Raw genomic sequence first — 18,395 nt, forward strand, 5'->3', positions numbered from 1 at the left:
TCCTTCCTTCGTTCCCATTCATCGCGGCTGCCGCGACTTGAATGCCGGTCGGGCAGCTCTAGCCGCCTCGCACCTAAGGATCTCAAGACTCGTGCCAATTTGGCTGATCCAACCGAAGAATAATTTCGTGGTTGCTTTTCAGGGGTTTAGCTTGAGTTCCAAGAAAGGATCGTCGGAACAGCCCGTGTAGCGGACGCGACATTGGCGACACAAAGCGTCGGATCGCGATCCTCAGTCACCGCATTCGGTTGAACCGCATCGTTGTATTGAGGTGGACGAACAGCATCTCGACCCTCTGCGGGATGCTGCGAACTCTTCTGTGCCCGCGAGCTGACGTGCTTGCTCAACGCGTGTCCAAGTGGACACTCCGCCGACTTTGCGCGCGATCCTAGCATGCCACCGATCCACGGCCACTCATCCGGGGCACGGGCGAATAGTTCCGCTATATCAACCCGAGGGACTCGGTTTACTTCTCGGCGCAGGAGTTCAGTATCGGCGTCATCGCCTTCACATGTTCGTCGATCCGCTCGAGCACTTTCGCTGCGACGACATCACGCTCAGGCAGATGCCACCAGTGTTCGTTGACGAGTTTGACCGTCTCGACCACTGCCTTCAGGACTGCTGGCTCCGGAAGCCGTGCACGGTTCGCAAATGCTTTCCATCGCGGTGCTGCTAGCGCCTTAAACGAGCGCTCTCCTCCAAGCGACAGCGCCATGGCGTCGGCGGGAATATATGGCACGGTGGACAGGAGGTCGTAGATTGGTGCAAGCGCCGGCTTGTCGCCGTTATCGGGATAGATCAAAGACCAGTTCTTCAGGTGCATGTCGCCATTGCCGGTGATGGCGGTCAGTGCCAGGCGGCGGACGAACGCGAGAGCCGCCGTAGGCGAGACGGCCACGCCAAGAGCCAAGGCTATGTCGTGATAAGCGGCCCCCTCATATTTGCGCGAGGGGTAGACACCGAAGACCTGAGCGAAATCCTCGATGTGTATCCTCTCGCCACCGGCGCCGCGATCGAAGCGTTTGACGAGAAGGACCTTGCCGTCAGACAGCGTGTTGAATTCTTCGGGAACGCCCTCAAAATCGGACTTTTCGACCAGTTCGCATTCAGGAACCTCCATGCCGATTGCTGCTGCCAGCGCCAGGTTGGCGAATTCGTTCTCGGAAACGCCCGGAAACGCCGTCGAAGGGAACTTGGCAATGTACCGGCCCTGCTCGTCGTCCATTGGCAAGGTAAGGCCGCCGCCTTTTCCAATGTTCTTCATGACCGACAGCTTCATCTGCACGCCGGCAAGCGAGAACCGTGCCTTGGGCTGATCCTTTGAAGCATCCTGCGAAACCGCTATCGCGCCGTCACTGGGCAACGCCCGTACGGCTCCCGGCAGATCGGCGCCCAGTGCCGCTAAAAGGTCGAAATCATTGCCTGGCCGCACATTGCCTTCGTGGTGCCTTTCCATCGCCTCCCGCAATTTCTCCTCCGGCAGGAGGTTCGCGAAGAAAGCGGGCAAGGCGCTTGCCAGAGGCTTCGGATCTTTTCGCAATCCTCCCGTCGCTGCCCGGAACGACAGGCTGAGAACCGGAAAGCCGCCCGTCGCGCGGTAGGCCTCATCGAAGTTGAATGCATTGAAATCACCCGGCGTCCTGACGATTGTGCCGATCTTCACTGCGTTCAAGAGCACGTCCAGGGACGGGATTGTCTTAGGTGCGCGAAAGACTGGGGCCATGATCGTCATCGTCAGGTTGAGAAACAAAGGCGGGTCGATCGTCATCATCATGCGGACGCAATAGAGCCTGGACAGCCGGCACCATGGCTTGCGGAACCAGCATCATTTCCAGACCGAGCGCGCGAGCGATATTCATGAGCGTCGTCGCACGCGCGGCTGCGGCTCCCTTTTCGATGTCGCGATATCGGGGACGGGATATACCCGCCAAATCAGCGACCTGCTCCTGCGTCATCGCAGCGGCCAACCTCGCCTGCCTGAAAAGCCCACCGATTTCCCGTAGAATTTCCGATTGAGCGTCCATATGATATGTAAACGATCCATTCCAATGCTAGATGATATGGCAGAGTATCTTATCTAGCGCTCGAGTCAACATATTATGATCTGTTCGCGCATCATGCACCAGCCCGATGATACCTAAAGAGATCAATCGTCCTGCCTTTTGGCGCCGCCCGACGGTGGACGCCGCTCCGAAACCATCGGAATGTTAAATCAAGGCAGTCGGCCAGATGAAGGCGCTCGTCTCTTCGCCTTCATACGACCGACCGCGCATGACTCGAGGTCAATGTGGATCCCTACTCCTTCATTGCAATGGATTTGCACCATCTGCTCCTGCCGGTCGCCCGCCGCAGCTGGTGTTCCGATGCTTTAGGGGCTCCTCTCGCCGGCGTCCGGTCACCCTGATCAAGCATCGAGATAGCCGTCGAATACGCTTACTCGCGGCTGTCCATATGGCGTAACGCGTCCTTGATCACGAAGCAGCACCAGAAAAACCCGGCGACCAGCGCGAAATCCCTCCGCGTCCGCGATCTTCTCACTCAGTAAGACTAGCGCCCGCCGCACGTACGGGCGCCGCCGGCGTCAACCGGCGGGCAGGTGCGCCGAGGGCAACAAGCGCGCCTGACGCAACGCGGCAAGATCAGCCGAGCCGGTGCAGAAGCAGGCGACGGCCAACTGGCGGATGACGATCTCGAAATGCGCGACAACCGCCTCGGTGGATACCGTAGCCGCGCGCAGCACGCCGGCCGCCTGCCCGGCGATGTCCGCGCCCAGGCGGATGGCCTTGGCCACGTCGACGCCGTCGCTGATCCCGCCCGACGCGATCAGCTTCACCGCTGGCAGCGCCCGACGTACCGCCTGCACGCTGGCTGAGGTCGGTATCCCCCAATCGGCGAACGCCATCGCCACTGCGCGGTCGGCGGCATCGCGGGCGCGCTCGCCCTCCACCGCGGACCAACTGGTGCCGCCGGCGCCGGCGACATCGATCACCGCCACGCCCGCCTCGACGAGCGCACAGGCCACCGAGGGGGACAGGCCCGACCCCACTTCCTTGGCCACGATCGGCACACCCACGCTGCGCGCGGCGCGAGCGATCTGCGCCAGGACGCCGCGCCAGTCGCGGTCGCCCTCCGGCTGTACCGCTTCCTGCAGCGGATTGAGATGGACGATGAGTCCATCGGCCTCCAGTGCATCCACCGCCCGGCGCGCGAGGTCCAGGCCGTCGGCCTCGCGCAGTTGCGCGGCGCCGATATTGGCCAGCAAGGGAACGTCTGGGGCCAGGCGGCGCAGCGCGCGCGTCAGCCCCTGGGAATTGCGGGATTGCAAGCTCACGCGCTGCGAACCGACGCACATTGCGATCCCCAAGGCTTGCGCCGCCTCGCCCAGATGTCGGTTGATGGCCTCGGCGCGTGGCATGCCGCCAGTCATGGAGCTGATCAGCAGCGGCGCGCGCATGGTCTTGCCAAGCAGCGAGGCGCTGAGGTCGATCTGCGTCAGGTCCAACTCGGGCAATGCGCAGTGTTCGAAACGGATGTACTCCCAGCCGGCGGCCTTGGCCCGTGCCGTTCGCCGATTCAGCACGATGTCCAGGTGGTCGTCCTTGCGCCGGCTCAACTTGGTGTCGCTGATGCTCGCTCCTTCCGCCGCATCGGGCGACGGCGTTGCGTCGGGTCGAACCGACGGCAGGGCGCGCACGCCGCCGTTTCCCCCGCGTTCAGGCCGGCGCACGCTGGCCCCCGCCCGCAGCATCGCTGCGGTAGCGGCTGGTTGAGGTCTCGTAGTACTGCGCGCGGATCGCCGCCATGGCCTCGATCAACGGTCCCCACGGCGGGGGAAAGCGTTCTTCCGCCATCACCCCGTGCAGCATGCGCGTATGGCCGGCCAGCTCGTCCTTGAGGAAATCTACCACAGGCATGGCCGGATAGCGCTGCAGCAGCAGGATCGCCGCGTTGTCTCCCTCGCCGGCCGACCTATCCTTTTCGCGTCCATGCAGATCGTTCTGCAAGCGCCCTATCGCGGAGATGAGCCGCAGAGCCTGCCGAAACCCCGCACGCGCGCGCAAGGTCGCCATGTCCAGCCCCCACAGCAAAGACAGGCAACAGAACACGTTCGTGTAGGCGATCGAATCGATGCCGTTGTGCAGGTACTCGGCGTACGACCAGCGTTCCGCCCCTGCCGCCTGCGCGTGTCCAGCACGCAACGCCGCGCAGTAGCACCGGGTATCGTGGAGAAGCTGAGCATAATCGCGACGATCGTAGGCGAGCGCGGCGAGCGAAGCGCGCAGCACAGCACAGCCCTCGAATCCGGGGAGCGCGCACGGCACGCCCTGCCCCAGCGCCTGCTCCACCGCGGCGAGCTGCTCCGGCGCGATCAGGCCAAGGTCGTTGCAATCGTCGAGCCAGAAGAGCAGCGCCAGTTCGCGATAGAACGCCACGATCAGCGTTTCGTCGAGCGGATCGCGGCCGGTGCGGGCGCTGGTGTCGCGCAGGCTCGGGTGGATGCGCTGCAGGATGTACTGCCCGCCCCTGACCGCTTCCACGGCATGCTCGTCGGCGAACCCGGTCAGGGAAAGCCCCCACTCCAGCACCTGCTGCAGCGCGCGATCGGTCGGGATCATGGTCCCGCTCCTGCTCCCTCGGCCGAGACACGCCGCCCCCAGCGAAGCGCCAGCCACAACCCGGCGAGTTCGGCCACGCGCACGACCCGGGTGGGGCAATACAGTTCCTTGCCGATCCACAGCGGCGTCTGGGGCAATGCATGCGCCGCGTGGCGGGCGAGCATCCACTTTAGCGCGCGCGCCACCGCCTGCGCTATGCGCCGGCGCCCTGCCGGCTCTTCGCTCCCGTCCATCACGTGCAACGCGAACAGCGCATAAGCGGTTTCCTCGAATGTAGACGCGCGACCGGCGCCCCAGCCGCCGTCGTCGCGCTGCGCACGCAGCAGCCCCGCCAGCGCGCGCTCGTCGCGCCACTGGGGCTTGCCTTGCGCCAGCGCAGCGACTGCATGCGCGGTGGGATACAGCCACGAAACGTGCCATTTTTCGTTGTCCCATAGACCGTGCGGGTTGCGATTGGCCTCGACGTAGGCGCTGGTGCCGGCGGCGGGTTTTCCCAACATTCGCAACGCATGCAGGGCATGGATGTTGGTCGACACCGAGGCATTGCGCTCACCGGGGAAGGTGACGAAGAGCTCGCCGGTTTCGAACTGGCGCAATGCATCGACCGCCGGGTCGCGGCCTGCAAGGCGAAGGACGCACAACGCAACGGCGGTGTCGTCCGCATCGGCCGCGAAGTGCAAGGCCGGGCCCAGACCGCGGACTCCGAGGCGGGCGTCGAGCTGCGCGACGATCACTTGCACCCCCTCGGCGAGCGCGGGATGCGCGAACAGACCCGCCAGATGCAGGGTGTACAGCGACCAGCATGGCTCGAACACATTGATCGGCCAGACATTGGGAACGACACCTTCAATGCCGGTGCGCGTCGCCCGCGATGCCGCCTGCAGATACCCGCCCGTGCGCCCGACGTGCGGCGTTCTTCTCTGTGTCACGGCGTGCGCACGCCACGCGGCGGTGGCCGCCGGACTGATGCCGATGCTGCCGTCGTCGTCCGGGCATGCGGTGGCCGGCGACGTCCCCCAGGCTTCCCAGGAGTGCAGCAACGGATGGCCGCTCGGCAACGTCGCCACAGCCCCCAGCTTGACCAGGCGTGCTTGCCGCAACGGCAACAGCGCCGGGTGGCGCGAAAACGACAAGCCGCCCAGCAAGGATGCGGCCTCGTCGCACAACTGCGGCAGGATCAGCTCCGCGCCGATGGGCGCGTCTTCCGGCACCGCATGCGCGTAGGGATCGGGCTGGCGCTCGATGAACCGGGTTGCAGCCTGGACTGCGTCGGCAGCCCTGGGAAGAGGATCGGCACGCTGCAATGCCAGCAACGCCGCCCACGTTGGCGCATGGCGAAACAGCGGGAAGTCCGCACTTCCCCATCCGCCATCGGCCTGTTGCTGCGCGATGAGCCACGCGTATGCGTCGTGCCGACCGGTGACGTTGCCGTCGAACTGCAGAGCTCGCGCCGTGTCGTATACGGACGGACCGACGCTGCCGCCGTCGCTCATCTCGCTCAGCAGGTGGCGCAATTCGGAAAGGATCTGTTCGGACAGCGCGTTCACGCGGGAAGTTCCTTCTGCAGACGGATGACGAGAACCATGATCGCGCAGACACCGCGCACGTCGCCGCCGACACGGGATGCAGCGCCCGCCGGCCGATCGCAGCAGCACAGGGGCGAGTCCATACGGACGGGCGCGCTCACGCGTATGGCGCGGACAGATAGACGTTGGCCCGCTGCAGCATCTGCGCCAACCCTTCCCCACGCGGCCCCAGAGGGGCGATGGCCTCCCCGGCGTCGTGCAACAAATACAGCGCGAACTGGCGCGCTGCCTGCAGCCCCATGATCGACGCGCAGGTCGGCTTCTGCGCGGCCGCGTCCTTGCCGGGGGTCTTGCCAAGAGTCGCGGTATCCGCCGTCGCGTCGAGAATGTCGTCGGCCACCTGCAACGCCAGGCCAAAACAGGCGGTGTAGCGATCGAGCGCACAGTACAGCGCAGCGTGCGCGGCATCCTCCGCGATGGAGTATAGCGCGCCCATGCGAACCGACGCGCGCACTAGCGCTCCGGTTTTCATCCGGTGCATCGCCAGGATCCTGTCCAGCCCGGCGTGCTTTCCGACCAGCGACAGATCCATGGCCTGCCCGCCTGCGGCACCCTCGGCGGACACCGCCTGCGCCAGTTCGCGCACGAGCGCAATACGATTGTCGCTCGGCGCATCCAGGCTCGCCAGCGTCAGGAAGGCGTGGGCCTGCAGCGCATCGCCGACCAGGATCGCAGTGGCTTCGCCGAACTTTACGTGCACGGTCGGAAGGCCGCGGCGAAGCACGTCGTCGTCCATCGCGGGCAGGTCGTCGTGGACCAGGGTACAGGCGTGCATCATCTCGATGGCGGCACCGACGTCGTCGAGCATGTGCGCCGGCGTGCCCGCCAGTGCGCCGGCAGCCAGACAGAGCAAGGCGCGGGTGCGCTTCCCGCCATGCAAGGTGGCGTAGCGCATGGCCGCCATCAGCTCTGTTTCACCGTCGTCTTCGGCGCAGAGCAGACGCGCCAGCGCCTGTTCGACCCGCTTTGCGCCGTCCTGCATCCAGATCTCCGGGAGCAGCCCGCCAGATGCGCCGCGCGCCTGCCCGCCCAGCCCGCCGAATGCGGAAACGCCAGTTCGGTCGTCGTGTAGTGTGGAACCGGTTTGCATGTTGTTCATGTCCTTGTAGCTGAGACGGCCACGGCGAGCGCAAGCCGTCACGGTGTTGCCGGCGCTACACCGAGCGCGTGCGCTGAGTGCCGCAATGCCGCGCCTCGCCGGCGCCGCTGCCCTGCCACACGGGGCATGCGATGCCAGCTCATGAGAAGCCTATGCGGATTGCCATGGACGGATGTGCGGTCGGGTAATAGCGTCGACCTTTTTCGACGTCGCTCAGCAACTGCGGCCGCACGCCGGCCTTGTGCATGGTCAGCGCCAAGGCGATGCAGAACTGCATCATTTCCAGCCATACCAGGTGGTAGCCGATGCAGACGTGTGGGCCGGTACCGAACTGCAGCATGTCAACCGGCCGGATCGGCTCCGTGCGTTGCAGCCACCGCGCCAGGCGGAACTGATCAGGCGCCTCGTGCAGCAGCGCCGAGGTCGAGAAATGCAGCAGCGGGATGCACAGATGGGTGCCCGCGGGAATGCGCCGTTGGCCGAGTTGCAATTCCTGCAGCGCGCGACGCGGCAGGAGCGTGGTCGCCGGGTGCAGGCGCAGTGTCTCGCGGAACAGCGCCTCGGCGACCGGACACTGCGCCAGGTCCGCGTGCCGGGTCGGCACCGCACCCACGCGTTGCGCCTCCTCGACCAGGGCGTCCCACAGCACAGGCTGCCGCGCCAGCTCGATCACGATCCAGGCCATCGTCGAGGCAGTGGTGTCGTGACCGGCAAGCAGCAGCAAGCGAATATTCGCGACCAGGACGTCATCGGAGAGCGGACCGTCGCTGCTGTCAAAAGCGCTCACCATGTCGTTGATGAACCCGGTGCGCGCGGCATGCGCGCGCGCATCGCGGACGAACCGGCGCAACTGCGCGTCGATCCAGTCGCGGGCGGAGCGGCCGCGCCGCAAAGCCAATCCGGGCAGGTCGACCGGTGGCGCGATGATCAACTGCAGCAATTGCCGGTACTTGCGATGCCATCCCGGCAGGTCCTGGGCGGGGATTCCCATGAGGCTGAAGATGAGCTTCAGCATCAGGTCGCCGGTCTCGCGCAGGATAGTTACCTCGCCGCGGGCGCGCCACGCCTGCACCCGCGCCTGGATGACCGGCGCGAACAGGTCGCCGATCCCGGCCTGGGTCAGCCCCTTGGGCAAGAACGCTGCCTTGATGGCATCGCGCGCCTGCCGGTGCGCGCCGCCGTCCAGGGCAACCAACGTTCCGCCAAGCAATTCGGGCGCGATCTCTTCGATCAGCGCCGAGGACACGTCCTTGTGCTTGAGCAGAGAGAATGCGTCCGGATCCACACAGGTCATCAGATGTCCGGCAGGGCCGAAATCCAGCCAGAAGTGGCTGCCCAGCGTCCGTTCTGCGCGTTGCAGCAGGCGCGGCAGGTCGCAGACAATGGCGGGAAGATGCCCGACCAGGGGGAAAGCGCCGGGCATGACCGGGATGTCGGATCGCAGCCGGTGCCGACGGTTGAGTGGGTTGAGCAGTATGTCCATCAGCAGCGCGCCGCCGTCGCCGATTCGGTGTCGCCGGCAGGGCGCGCGGCGCAGCTGTTGCCACCGTCCGCGTATGTCGGCACATGCGCCAGCATGCCGCCATCGATGCACACGACCTGGCCGGTGATGAACGCAGCATCGGCGGAGAGCAGGAACGCCACGAGCGCGGCCACGTCCTCGGGGCGGCCGACGCGCTGCAGGAGCTGGTGCCGGCGCAGATGCCGTTGCATGCACTCGTCCAGCTTGGCGAGGAGACGCTCGGTCATGATAAGACCCGGCGCAACCGCGTTGCAGCGAATCTGCGCATGACCGTACTGGGTGGCGAGCGAAGCCGAAAGCATGTTCATCGCCGCCTTCGACGCGCCATAGGACGTCTGCGCCGTGTCACCGCTGAGCCCTTGGCACGACGACATGTTGACGATCGCGCCACCGCCGCGGGCCATCATCCGCGGGATGGCCTGCCGGCAGCAGAGCAGCGTGCCGCGCAGATTGGTCGCCATGGTCTGGTCCCAGACTGCCAGGTCCAGGTCGAGGATCGCGCAGTCGCGCGAGGTCAGATGCATGGCGCTCGCATTGTTAACCAGCAGGTCGACCCCCCCGAAGTGCCGCTCCGCCGTCTCGAACAGCGCTGCCACCGCCTGCTCATCGGCGATATCCATGGCTATGGGCAGCGCGTGGCCTGCTTCGGCCGCGATCTGCGCGGTGCAGGCGATGGCGGCCGAGCCATCAATGTCGGCCACCACCACTCTGCCGCCCCCGCGCGCGATGGCGAGAGCGCATGCCTTGCCGATGCCGGCGCCGGCGCCGGTCACCACCGCCACCTTGCCTTCAAACCTTGCCATCGTGTCTCCTGAATTGCATTGGTCTTTCGCAGCATGCCGCTCGGCCTGCGCCGGAGAAGGCGCAGGGTCGGCACTGGCGCTCTCGTCATGGCCAGCGTCGCTTTCGATGACCCGAATGGCGGCGACCGGGCACTGGTTGGCCGCAAGCCGCACGGCGGCGTGTAGCGCCTGCGGGACCGTCGCCACGCACACTTCGGCCACCCCGTCCGGTTCGCGCTGGCGAAAGGCGCCCGGCAGCGTCAGCACGCACTGCCCGGTAGTTCCGCACAGATCCTGATCGACCACGACCCGCATCTTAACCCTCCTGCCGGTGCAGCCGCACCGGCAGCGCGCGGAACGTCCTAAGGAACGCGGAGGGCTCCCGGGTCGGCTGCTCGGCCAATGCCAGCGTGGGGAAGCGCGCCTGGATCCGCGGCAGGCTCTCGGCCAACTGCACCCGGGCCAGTTGCGCGCCAAGGCAGAAGTGGATGCCGTGGCCGAAGGTCAGCATGATCTTCCCGTCGATCGACATGCCAGGACTGGTGCCGCAGAACCGCACGGGATCGAAGCGATCGGGATCGGCGAAGGCGTCCGGGTCGCGATTGCCGGCCGCGATCAGCACGCGCACGTCCGCGTCCTTCGGGATCACCACGCCGCCCATTTCGATGTCGCGCTGGGCGATACGCGGAATGGAGCTGAACATGGCGGGCGCGTCGTAGCGAAGGGCTTCTTCGACGAATGCCTTCACCCCCACGGCATCTCCCTTCAGCCAGTGCCGCTGTTCGGGATACGCCAGCATCGCCAGGACAGCATGGCCGATGGCCGCGGCAGTGGTGGCGAAGCCGCCCAGCAGCATGCCCCAGAGCATGCTGATCAATTCCGCATCCGACAGCGTCTCGGCATCGTCGCCGTGTGCGCCGACCAGCATTGACACGATGTCATGGCAGGAATCGGTGCGCTTGCGCTGTATGAGGTCGCCGAAGTAGGCCTGCACCCTGGCGCTGGCCTCGTCCCCCGCGGCGAGCTGCGGATCGCTGGCGTGCGGGCTCAGGCCTTCCAGAATGGCGCTGATGCCGGTGACGAGCGCGAGAATGTCGTCCGGGGGCATGCCAAACAGTTCACCGAAAACCAGCATGGGCAAGGCCAGCGCGAATTCCTGATGCAGGTCCACTGCCTCCCCGCGCTCCAGCGCGGGCGCCATGCCGTCCAGGCGCGCCGCGACAATGCGAGCCATGGTCGGCCTCAGCTTGTCAATCTGGCCGATGGTGAAATCGCGCGAGATCAGCCGGCGCAGACGCGTATGCGTTGGAGGTTCCTTCATCGCTAAAGTAGACGCCAACAAACTTAGCGACAGGCTGGTCGCCGCACGCGGGAAATAGCGCGCCAGTTCGCCTGGTGCCGGCCCCCGAAAAGCATCGCCAGTGGCTTTAAGCGCCCAGCAGATGTCGGCGTGGCGGCTCAACAGAAAGAGGCCCGACGCCGCGCGATGTACCGGATCGTGCTCGCGCAACCACCGCATGAATGGGTACGGGTCCTGAATGCACGCTGGCGACGCCAGTTCGGCGAAGGCGTCCCGGCATGCTGCCGTGGTTTCTTGCACGTCCATCTTGGTCACCTGTTGGTTGGCTGATCTGATCGGCGCGCGGCAGTCGCGCGGGCAATTCGAGGACATCGCGATTCCTCGTGGCGTCCGCGCATCACCAGAGCACCGGGAACTCCTCGAACCCGCCAGTGATGATCTCCTTGCGCAACTCCAGTTCTTCGGGCGCCACCGCCAGGCGCAGCGCGGGAAAGCGCTGGAAGATCGAACCGAACACCACTTTGAGTTCCAGCCTGGCTAGCGCCAAGCCGATGCAGCTGTGCGGCCCGTAGGAGAACGCCAGGTGCGGGTTTTCGTCACGTCCGATGTCGAAGATTTCCGGGTCGTCGAAATGGCGCGGATCGAACGACGTCGCCGGCAGGCCGACCAGCACCTTGCTCTCTGCGGGAACATGCACGCCCGCGATGGTCACGTCGGTCCTCGGATAGCGCATGATGCCGTCCCAGCCGGCGCCCGGCGGGTACATGCGCAGGATTTCCTCCACGGCCTTGTCCACCAGGGATGGATCGCCCACCAGGCGTTCGCGCTGTTGCGGATGGCGGAACATGGCCAGCAGGCCAAATTCGATCTGTGCCACGGTGCTCTCGTGCCCCGCCACCAGCATGCCTGCCGCCAGGCCGATCGCCTCTTCCTCGGTCGCCTTGCCCTGGTCGACCGCCGCGAGCAGATCCGTCAGCACGTTGTCGCCCGGATCCTGGCGCTTGTCCCTCATCTTGCCGCGAATGTAGGCGCGGAGTTCTTCCCAGGCCAAGCGCGACGCGCTTCGCGGGCCGCTTTCATGCTGGTGGGTCATCACCTCGTCGGACAGCCCTGCAAAAAAGGCGTGATCCTCGTAGAGCACGCCCATCAGCGCGCCAATGACCATCGCAGGGAGCGGAAAGGAGAGGTGGCGCCGCAGATCGGCGGGCTGGGGCTGGGCCGCCAGCGTCTCGAACAACTGCGCGGTGATCGCCTCCACTTGCTGCGCGAGCTGCTTCACCCTGCCGTTGCTGAAGGCCGGCGCCACGATCGTGCGTAGCCGCGTATGCTCGCCCCCCTCGTGCGAGACCAGCCATCCTGGCGAACCGAGAATCACCGAATCCGGGGTGAATGCCGCCGGCGGCATTCCCGCGGGCCGGAACGCCGCGTCGGTCAACACCGCCTTGGCCTCGTCATAGCCTGTGACCCACCAGCCTTCGTGCCCGGACGGGAAGCGCACGTGGTGGATCGGACCATTGGTGCGTAGCGCCAACATCTCGGGCGATGGCTCAATGTGATCGACGCGCCACATCGGCAGCGTCGGCAAGGGTTGTTCGGACATGGTGGCACTTCACTTAATAGCGAGGGCGGAAGGTGACCGGCGGGCGCTGCGGCAGCGAAGACCTAAGACGGCATATAGATGACGTCCTCCGAAGGCAGACCGATAATCAAGAACGGCTAACGCGTAACTGTCTAGGCACATCGCGCGGCAAGATGCGGAACGTTATCTTGCACCTTCGAGGTCAGGATAAAGTCGGCGCGGTGGGCGTTTGAGACGCCGCCGGCCAAGCTTTCCTGCGCAAGGTTCGACAAGGGCGGCGAGCTGTTGGGTAGGGCGGTTTCGCCGAGGGGCCTCTGCCCATAGACGCTAAGCAACGCGGATTTGACATTTTGCTTTCTTTCTTCGTTCCATTCGTGTCATTCACGAATGGAAGTCGGTCGGGCTCCCGGCCCGCAACGAAGGTGCTTCAAAACTCGTGCCAATTTGGCCGACCAAAGAAAAAAAATCTGTGATGCTTTTAGGGGCTTAGCCTGAGGCCAGAGAAGGGCTAGGCGAAATAGGCCGGTGTCGCGGGCCAACAAAGGCGACGGAACAGTGTCGGACAGAACGCCTCGGCGACCTTTAGGTCGGGCTTGCGACATTCTGGTCCCAGTTTCGAACATAAGAGGGCGGCAAACAGACACGATTGGGGAATTCGATCCTCACGGGGCCAAGGCGCTTGTCCAAGAGCGCCCGCTAATGGTCGCTGCGACAGGCGCATGTTCGCGATAGCCGTGCCGGCGCGCCCATGAACGCTAGCGCCACACGTTACGCAATGACTGGAGTGCCCTCCAGCCTCAGGTAATGCATCGGCTCGGCTTCCGGTTCGTCTTTGCCCAGCCGGGGCTGAAGCGCCGAATATCCGCACACAGCATCGTTGTTGCCTGTGTGACGAGGCGGTTATAGCGCGCGCCCGATCTTCTAAGACACGGCCTCCGAGAAGGAGGGGCGGTCCAACAGCCCCTCTATTCCAAGTGGCACGCCGCTTGCTGCTCCTGGTTAGAGCACCATCAAATCACGATGAAAGCGACTTGCACCATGGCCGACACGCGAAGCTCCAGACCGTGGCCTGAGGAGACGGTGCCCCTTCCAGCTGAACATCGGGGCATCGTCTCCTCCGGAAGTCCGTTCTGGGTGGCCGCTTTGCGCATGGCTGGTCCGATGCCGGCACGCCAACACGGGCCGCGCGCGCAAATGCGGTTTGCCGGTTCTGTTCAGCATGTGAGTGCCGAAAAGCCTTGTCAAAGGGTCACCCAAGCCAAGGCCGGCGGGTCACTGCCACATATCGACAACACGCTGAACCAGTCCAGTGACGCGGGTCTGTTGCGTAAAGTCACTTTTGAGGCCTGCACATGCTTGCGACATTGGCTACTTCCGGCCGCTATCACTTTTCCTTGGGCACGAGCGCGAGTGATCGATCCCGTTTGCGGCGCCATAGCCGTGGAAAGCAAGCGGCTCGACGGTCTCCAGCTCGCTCAGATCGATTGCGTTCGGATGGCAAAGGCCAGCAGCCAGGACGTTCCCATACGTCGGGATGGAAAAGGAGGTTGCGAGCCGCGAGGTCCTTCCGTGCCCGAGCATACGAGCCTTTTCTCGGTATTGCGCCAGCCTCTGCCAGAAATCAACGGCAGTTTTCTTCTTTAGGAGCAACTTGATGACATTTCAAAAGAAAGTTCCCTTCGTCACCTTTCTCACCCGTGTTCACGATAAGTCGGTCCAGGGGCCAAATCCATATCGCTGGGAAGAAAAGACATCTGATGACTACTTTGCCGGCAAGCGGGTCATCCTGTTCTCGCTGCCTGGCGCCTTCACTCCGACCTGCTCGACCTACCAATTGCCCAAGTTCGAAGAGCTCTATGATGAGTTTGAGAAGGAGGGAATTGACGCGATTTACTGCCTCTCAGTCAACGACGCCTTCGTCATGAATGCGTGGGGGAAGTCCTTGGGCCTGAAGCAGGTCGAGCTCATCCCCGATGGCTCAGGCGAGTTCACACGCAAGATGGGCATGCTGGTTGCCAAGGACAATCTCGGATTCGGGATGCGCTCATGGCGCTACGCCGCCCTGATCAACAATGGCGTGGTGGAGCACTGGTTCGAGGAGGAAGGTTTCTCCGACAACTGCGAGGCCGACCCGTATGGCGTCTCATCCCCGCAAAACGTTCTTGAAACGCTGAAAGCCGCCGCATGACCTAGAAAACGTCTCCTGGCGCCATTGCAGGCCCCAAGAGGCTCCTCGACAGGATTATCGCACTCACCATGCAATCTTCAGCAAGCCTGTTTCAGCGCCAGAAGCAATCCATCGTCGCATCGCCTCAACTCATTGAGTCGATTCGCTTGCTGCAACTGGCGCATACCGAACTGCATCAGTTTGTGGAGCGGGAAATCGAGAAGAACCCGCTCTTGGAATCTGCGTCAAACGATGGCGGGCCTTTTGACGATGCTTCGATTTCAGGAGCGGATCAGCCTCTCGGCCCTGGCGCAAACGCCGTTGAAGGACTGACCGGGGCAGGGTCGCCTGAACGGCTCGGGCAATGGAAATCACTTCGCAACACGACCAACAACCCGCCGGGCAATAGCCCTTCCCTCGACGAGTTTGCCATCCTCGCCGAAACGTTGCACGACCATGTCGCTCGTCAGATCGCCCTCACTGCGTTCACACCACAGGAGCGGCTGATCGCTGGCCAGCTTGCCGCCGATCTGGAAGACACTGGCTATCTTCGGGCAAACCTTTTGGAGCTGGCCGAGAACCTTAATGTCCATGAGGCTGTTGTGGAACGGGTTCTCGGAACCTTGCAGCAATTTGATCCACCGGGAGTTTTTGCGCGAAGTCTCAGAGAATGCCTCGAGATCCAGTTGCGCCAGCGAAACCGGCTCGACCCGGCAATGGCAGCTTTGGTTGCCCATCTTGAAATGCTTGCGCGACGCGATTTTGAGGCACTAAAGCAGCATTGCGGCGTCGATGAAGAAGACCTTCTCGACATGATGCATGAGATTCGGGCGCTCGATCCCAAGCCTGGGAACAGATTCCAATCCGGTGCGTCTGAATCAATTATACCCGACGTCTGGGTCACGCCATCGCCGCAAGGCGGGTGGCAGATCGAACTTGATCCCGCCACGCTGCCGAAGCTGCTGATCAACCAAACCTACTATGCCGAAGTCACGCGTCAAACTGCCCAAAATTCGAAAGATAAAGCATTTCTCGACGAATGCTTGCAAAACGCGAACTGGCTAATCCGCAGCCTCGATCAGCGCGCCAAGACGATTGTTAAGGTTGCGGCTGAAATCGTGCGTCAGCAGGATGCCTTTTTGGAACATGGCGTCGCCCACCTGCGGCCTCTCAATCTCAGAACGGTCGCTGACGCGATCGGCGTGCACGAGTCGACGGTAAGCCGGGTGACCTCGAACAAGTACATGCTTACCCCGCGCGGCGTCTTTGAACTGAAGTATTTTTTCACCGTCGCGATCGCGTCCTGCCAAGGCGGCGATGCGCACTCCGCCGAAGCTGTCCGGCATCGGATCAAAGCGATCATTGCCGCAGAATCTCCCGGCGACGTGCTTTCCGACGAGGACATCGCTGTCCGGCTGAAGGAAACCGGCATTGATGTTGCGCGCCGCACCGTCACAAAGTATCGCGAAGCAATGAACATCCCCTCCTCCGTGCAACGCCGCCGGGAAATGCGCTTGTGTTTTTAGATTTGGGTCAAGGCAGCCAACATCACGTTGCATTGCATCAAAGTGGAGACTTCGTTCATGACCCGATCCGCAGCAGGCGTCATGAACGCTGTTCTGCAAGACCCAGAAAAGCCCGTCCCACCGTCTGGTCCCGCATGGGGTGCCATCATTTCGCTTTCCTTGGGCACCTTCGGGTTGGTCACGGCAGAGTTTCTGCCTGTCAGCCTGCTCACGCCCCTCGCGCATGATCTCGGTATCAGCGAGGGAGCGGCTGGACAGGCGATGACGGCGACAGCTATCGTCGGGGCGATCTCGGCGCCGACGGTGGCCATCATCACAAAGCGCCTGGACCGCAGGACCGTCATGTGGACCATGACGCTGCTGCTGATCCTGTCGGACGTTCTGGCGGCCGGCGCGTGGTCGCTGGCGGTTCTCCTGACTGCACGCGTCGTGCTCGGCATAGCGCTCGGAGGCTTCTGGTCGATGTCGGCAGCACTGGCGATGCGGCTCGTTCCAAGCCACCTCCTGCCTCGCGCTATGTCGATTATCCTCACCGGCGTTTCCGTAGCTACCGTCTGCGCAGCTCCAATCGGCGCTTATGTCGGCGATATCTGGGGATGGCGAAGCGCCTTCATGCTCGCCGCAGCCGGCGGCGTCGCTACACTGCTCGTGCAGCTCATAACCATTCCGAGACTGCCTCCGATTGGAGTGACTAGCGTCCGCAGCCTGCTGGATGTGGCAAAGATTCCGATGGTCAAGGTTGCGCTTTTTGTCATCCTGCTGGTCGCTTCCGGCCACTTCGCCGGAATCACCTATATCCGCGCCTTCCTCGAAAAGATTCCCGCACTTGACGTTGAGACGATCTCGCTTGTGTTGCTTGCTTTTGGCATCGGCGGATTCTTCGGCAATTTGGCCGGCGGGCTTCTGGCCGAGTACAGTCTCAAGGCAGTCGCGGCCCTTGCACCGCTGCTCATAGGGATAGCGGCTGTTTCGCTACTGACGGCGGGAGCATCGGCCTTCGCCTCGGGGATTGCGGTTGGCGCGTGGGGCTTTGCCTTCGGCGCGGTGCCGGTGGGATTACAGACGTGGATGGTGCGGCGGGCCGTTCCCGAGCAGGCCGAAAGCGCCGGTGTGCTGATGGTCGTAGCATTCCAAGTGGCAATCGCAGCCGGCGCGATTTTCGGCGGGCTATTGGTGGAGAATGCGGGGATCGCCAGCGCCATTGCCTACAGTGCTGTTGCCACGTTCGTCGCTGCCCTCATAGTTTTCCTGCTCGGCCCGAAGCGCGAAACCTAGACCGCCTGACAGGAGAGAACTCAGCAGCGCAGCGGACGAGAGGTCCAATCGCATGCACGGCGCGGCGATCCTCTGCTTGCATGGACCCGCGGAAGCGCTTCGCCGGCTTCACCTCCGGGCCATGACGACCGACACCGCCAGACAAGCGAACCTCGCCGGCACCGGTTTCCATTTGGCGACGGTGAGCGCTGCCGGCGCGATGGAACCCTTGCTGGCGGTCATATCCTTCACGACAAGCCGGCATTCCGAGCGTTGCCCCAGATAGTCCAAGATGAGCTATTGGCCTCGGCTAAGCTGCTCGGTGTGTTCGGGCCCCAGCTGGGGCGACCGCATGCGGATACCTTGAATGACTCGTCGTTTGCGAACATGAAAGAACTTCGCTTCGATGCTGATGATGGTGTCTGGCGGTTGCGTTCGCATTCGACCGGAAGCGGAAGGCGATCCTGCTCGTGGCCGGCGATAAGTCGGGCGTGAGTGAGAAGCGCTTCTGTAAAGTCTGATCGCCAAGGCGGACAAGCGCTATCAAGGGCATCTCGGTCATGGAGAGTTCGCCCGGTCGTCGCGTTGTGTCCGGCGGTCCGGGCGGCTGTCTTCACCGTTCGAAGGTCTCGATGATGATCATGCCCGCCGCAGCACGAGCATGGCGGGCGGAAGTCTTCCGGTACCTCGGGATCACCGGGGCTGGGCAGCTCGGCCAACCACGTCCGTGCGGCCGCGCCTTGGCACTTCGGGCAGTGCCGGTTGCGGCAGGAGGTGTAGGCGATCCGCCATTGGTCGCAGTCCTCGCAAGCCTCGACGTGACCGCCAAGGGCTGCGGTGCGGCAATGCTCGATCGCCGACATGACCTTGAGCTGGGCGAGGCTCCGGTGACCTGCATGGGCGGCCAGGTGGGCGGGGCCGGCAGCACGGAAGATGTCGGCGACCTCGGTCGAGGCGCGCACGG

The 18,395-nt window shown here is 63.9% G+C and carries 14 protein-coding genes and 2 pseudogenes; 4 read left to right on the top strand and 12 right to left on the bottom strand.

Going from position 1 to position 18,395, the window contains the following annotated elements; translation table 11 throughout:
• Positions 1-466 precede the first annotated feature (466 nt).
• The 11 genes and pseudogenes from NLY42_RS02115 to NLY42_RS02160 all read right to left on the bottom strand — a co-directional run bounded on the left by NLY42_RS02115 (position 467) and on the right by NLY42_RS02160 (position 12,505).
• Positions 467-1,723, bottom strand: coding sequence for a type II toxin-antitoxin system HipA family toxin (locus NLY42_RS02115; RefSeq protein ID WP_031244934.1), 1,257 nt, complete (start codon positions 1,721-1,723; stop codon positions 467-469).
• Positions 1,698-2,024 carry a helix-turn-helix domain-containing protein gene (locus NLY42_RS02120; RefSeq protein ID WP_023755836.1) on the bottom strand — a complete coding sequence of 109 codons (327 nt, stop codon included), beginning with the start codon at positions 2,022-2,024 and terminating at the stop codon, positions 1,698-1,700. The genes NLY42_RS02115 and NLY42_RS02120 overlap by 26 nt, the downstream gene beginning before the upstream one ends.
• Positions 2,025-2,581: 557 nt before the next feature.
• A complete protein-coding gene (fni, locus tag NLY42_RS02125; RefSeq protein WP_031244932.1) occupies positions 2,582-3,628 on the bottom strand; it encodes a type 2 isopentenyl-diphosphate Delta-isomerase in 1,047 nt (348 codons plus the stop codon).
• An 85-nt stretch (positions 3,629-3,713) separates the two neighbouring features.
• Positions 3,714-4,616 carry a terpene synthase family protein gene (locus NLY42_RS02130; protein ID WP_023756541.1) on the bottom strand — a complete coding sequence of 301 codons (903 nt, stop codon included), beginning with the start codon at positions 4,614-4,616 and terminating at the stop codon, positions 3,714-3,716.
• Positions 4,613-6,163 carry a hypothetical protein gene (locus NLY42_RS02135; protein WP_023755840.1) on the bottom strand — a complete coding sequence of 517 codons (1,551 nt, stop codon included), beginning with the start codon at positions 6,161-6,163 and terminating at the stop codon, positions 4,613-4,615. The genes NLY42_RS02130 and NLY42_RS02135 overlap by 4 nt, the downstream gene beginning before the upstream one ends.
• 136 nt (positions 6,164-6,299) lie before the next feature.
• Entirely contained in the window at positions 6,300-7,292 is a 993-nt protein-coding gene (locus NLY42_RS02140; protein WP_031244931.1) for a polyprenyl synthetase family protein, read from the bottom strand.
• Positions 7,293-7,440: 148 nt separating this feature from the next.
• Entirely contained in the window at positions 7,441-8,784 is a 1,344-nt protein-coding gene (locus NLY42_RS02145; RefSeq protein ID WP_023755842.1) for a cytochrome P450, read from the bottom strand.
• A complete protein-coding gene (locus NLY42_RS02150) occupies positions 8,784-9,626 on the bottom strand; it encodes a glucose 1-dehydrogenase (protein WP_031244930.1) in 843 nt (280 codons plus the stop codon). The genes NLY42_RS02145 and NLY42_RS02150 overlap by 1 nt, the downstream gene beginning before the upstream one ends.
• A gap of 168 nt (positions 9,627-9,794) precedes the next feature.
• A pseudogene (locus NLY42_RS31760) lies at positions 9,795-9,920 on the bottom strand (ferredoxin); the annotation flags it as partial.
• A 1-nt stretch (position 9,921) separates the two neighbouring features.
• A complete protein-coding gene (locus NLY42_RS02155) occupies positions 9,922-11,211 on the bottom strand; it encodes a cytochrome P450 (protein ID WP_031244928.1) in 1,290 nt (429 codons plus the stop codon).
• A gap of 91 nt (positions 11,212-11,302) precedes the next feature.
• Positions 11,303-12,505 (bottom strand): cytochrome P450, encoded by a 1,203-nt coding sequence (locus tag NLY42_RS02160; RefSeq protein ID WP_023755845.1) that lies wholly within the window; start codon positions 12,503-12,505, stop codon positions 11,303-11,305.
• A 1,633-nt stretch (positions 12,506-14,138) separates the two neighbouring features.
• On the opposite strand from NLY42_RS02160, the gene NLY42_RS02165 reads away from it, so the two are divergent.
• The 4 genes from NLY42_RS02165 (at position 14,139) to NLY42_RS31765 (ending at position 17,926) form a co-directional block, all read left to right on the top strand.
• A complete protein-coding gene (locus tag NLY42_RS02165) occupies positions 14,139-14,672 on the top strand; it encodes a peroxiredoxin (RefSeq protein WP_023755847.1) in 534 nt (177 codons plus the stop codon).
• 68 nt (positions 14,673-14,740) lie between these two features.
• Positions 14,741-16,177, top strand: coding sequence for an RNA polymerase factor sigma-54 (gene rpoN, locus NLY42_RS02170; protein ID WP_031244927.1), 1,437 nt, complete (start codon positions 14,741-14,743; stop codon positions 16,175-16,177).
• Between the two features lie 57 nt (positions 16,178-16,234).
• The gene (locus NLY42_RS02175) at positions 16,235-17,452 is read left to right on the top strand and encodes an MFS transporter (protein WP_286489275.1); all 1,218 of its coding nucleotides are present in this window, start codon (positions 16,235-16,237) and stop codon (positions 17,450-17,452) included.
• 303 nt (positions 17,453-17,755) lie between these two features.
• Positions 17,756-17,926, top strand: a complete 171-nt coding sequence (locus tag NLY42_RS31765; protein WP_348528094.1) for a hypothetical protein — start codon at positions 17,756-17,758, stop codon at positions 17,924-17,926.
• A 221-nt stretch (positions 17,927-18,147) separates the two neighbouring features.
• Here NLY42_RS31765 and NLY42_RS02185 read toward each other — a convergent pair.
• Positions 18,148-18,393: pseudogene (locus NLY42_RS02185) on the bottom strand (transposase zinc-binding domain-containing protein); the annotation flags it as partial.
• Positions 18,394-18,395 lie beyond the last annotated feature (2 nt).

It is taken from the genome of Mesorhizobium sp. C372A, from assembly GCF_030323245.1.
Taxonomy (GTDB): Bacteria; Pseudomonadota; Alphaproteobacteria; order Rhizobiales; family Rhizobiaceae; genus Mesorhizobium.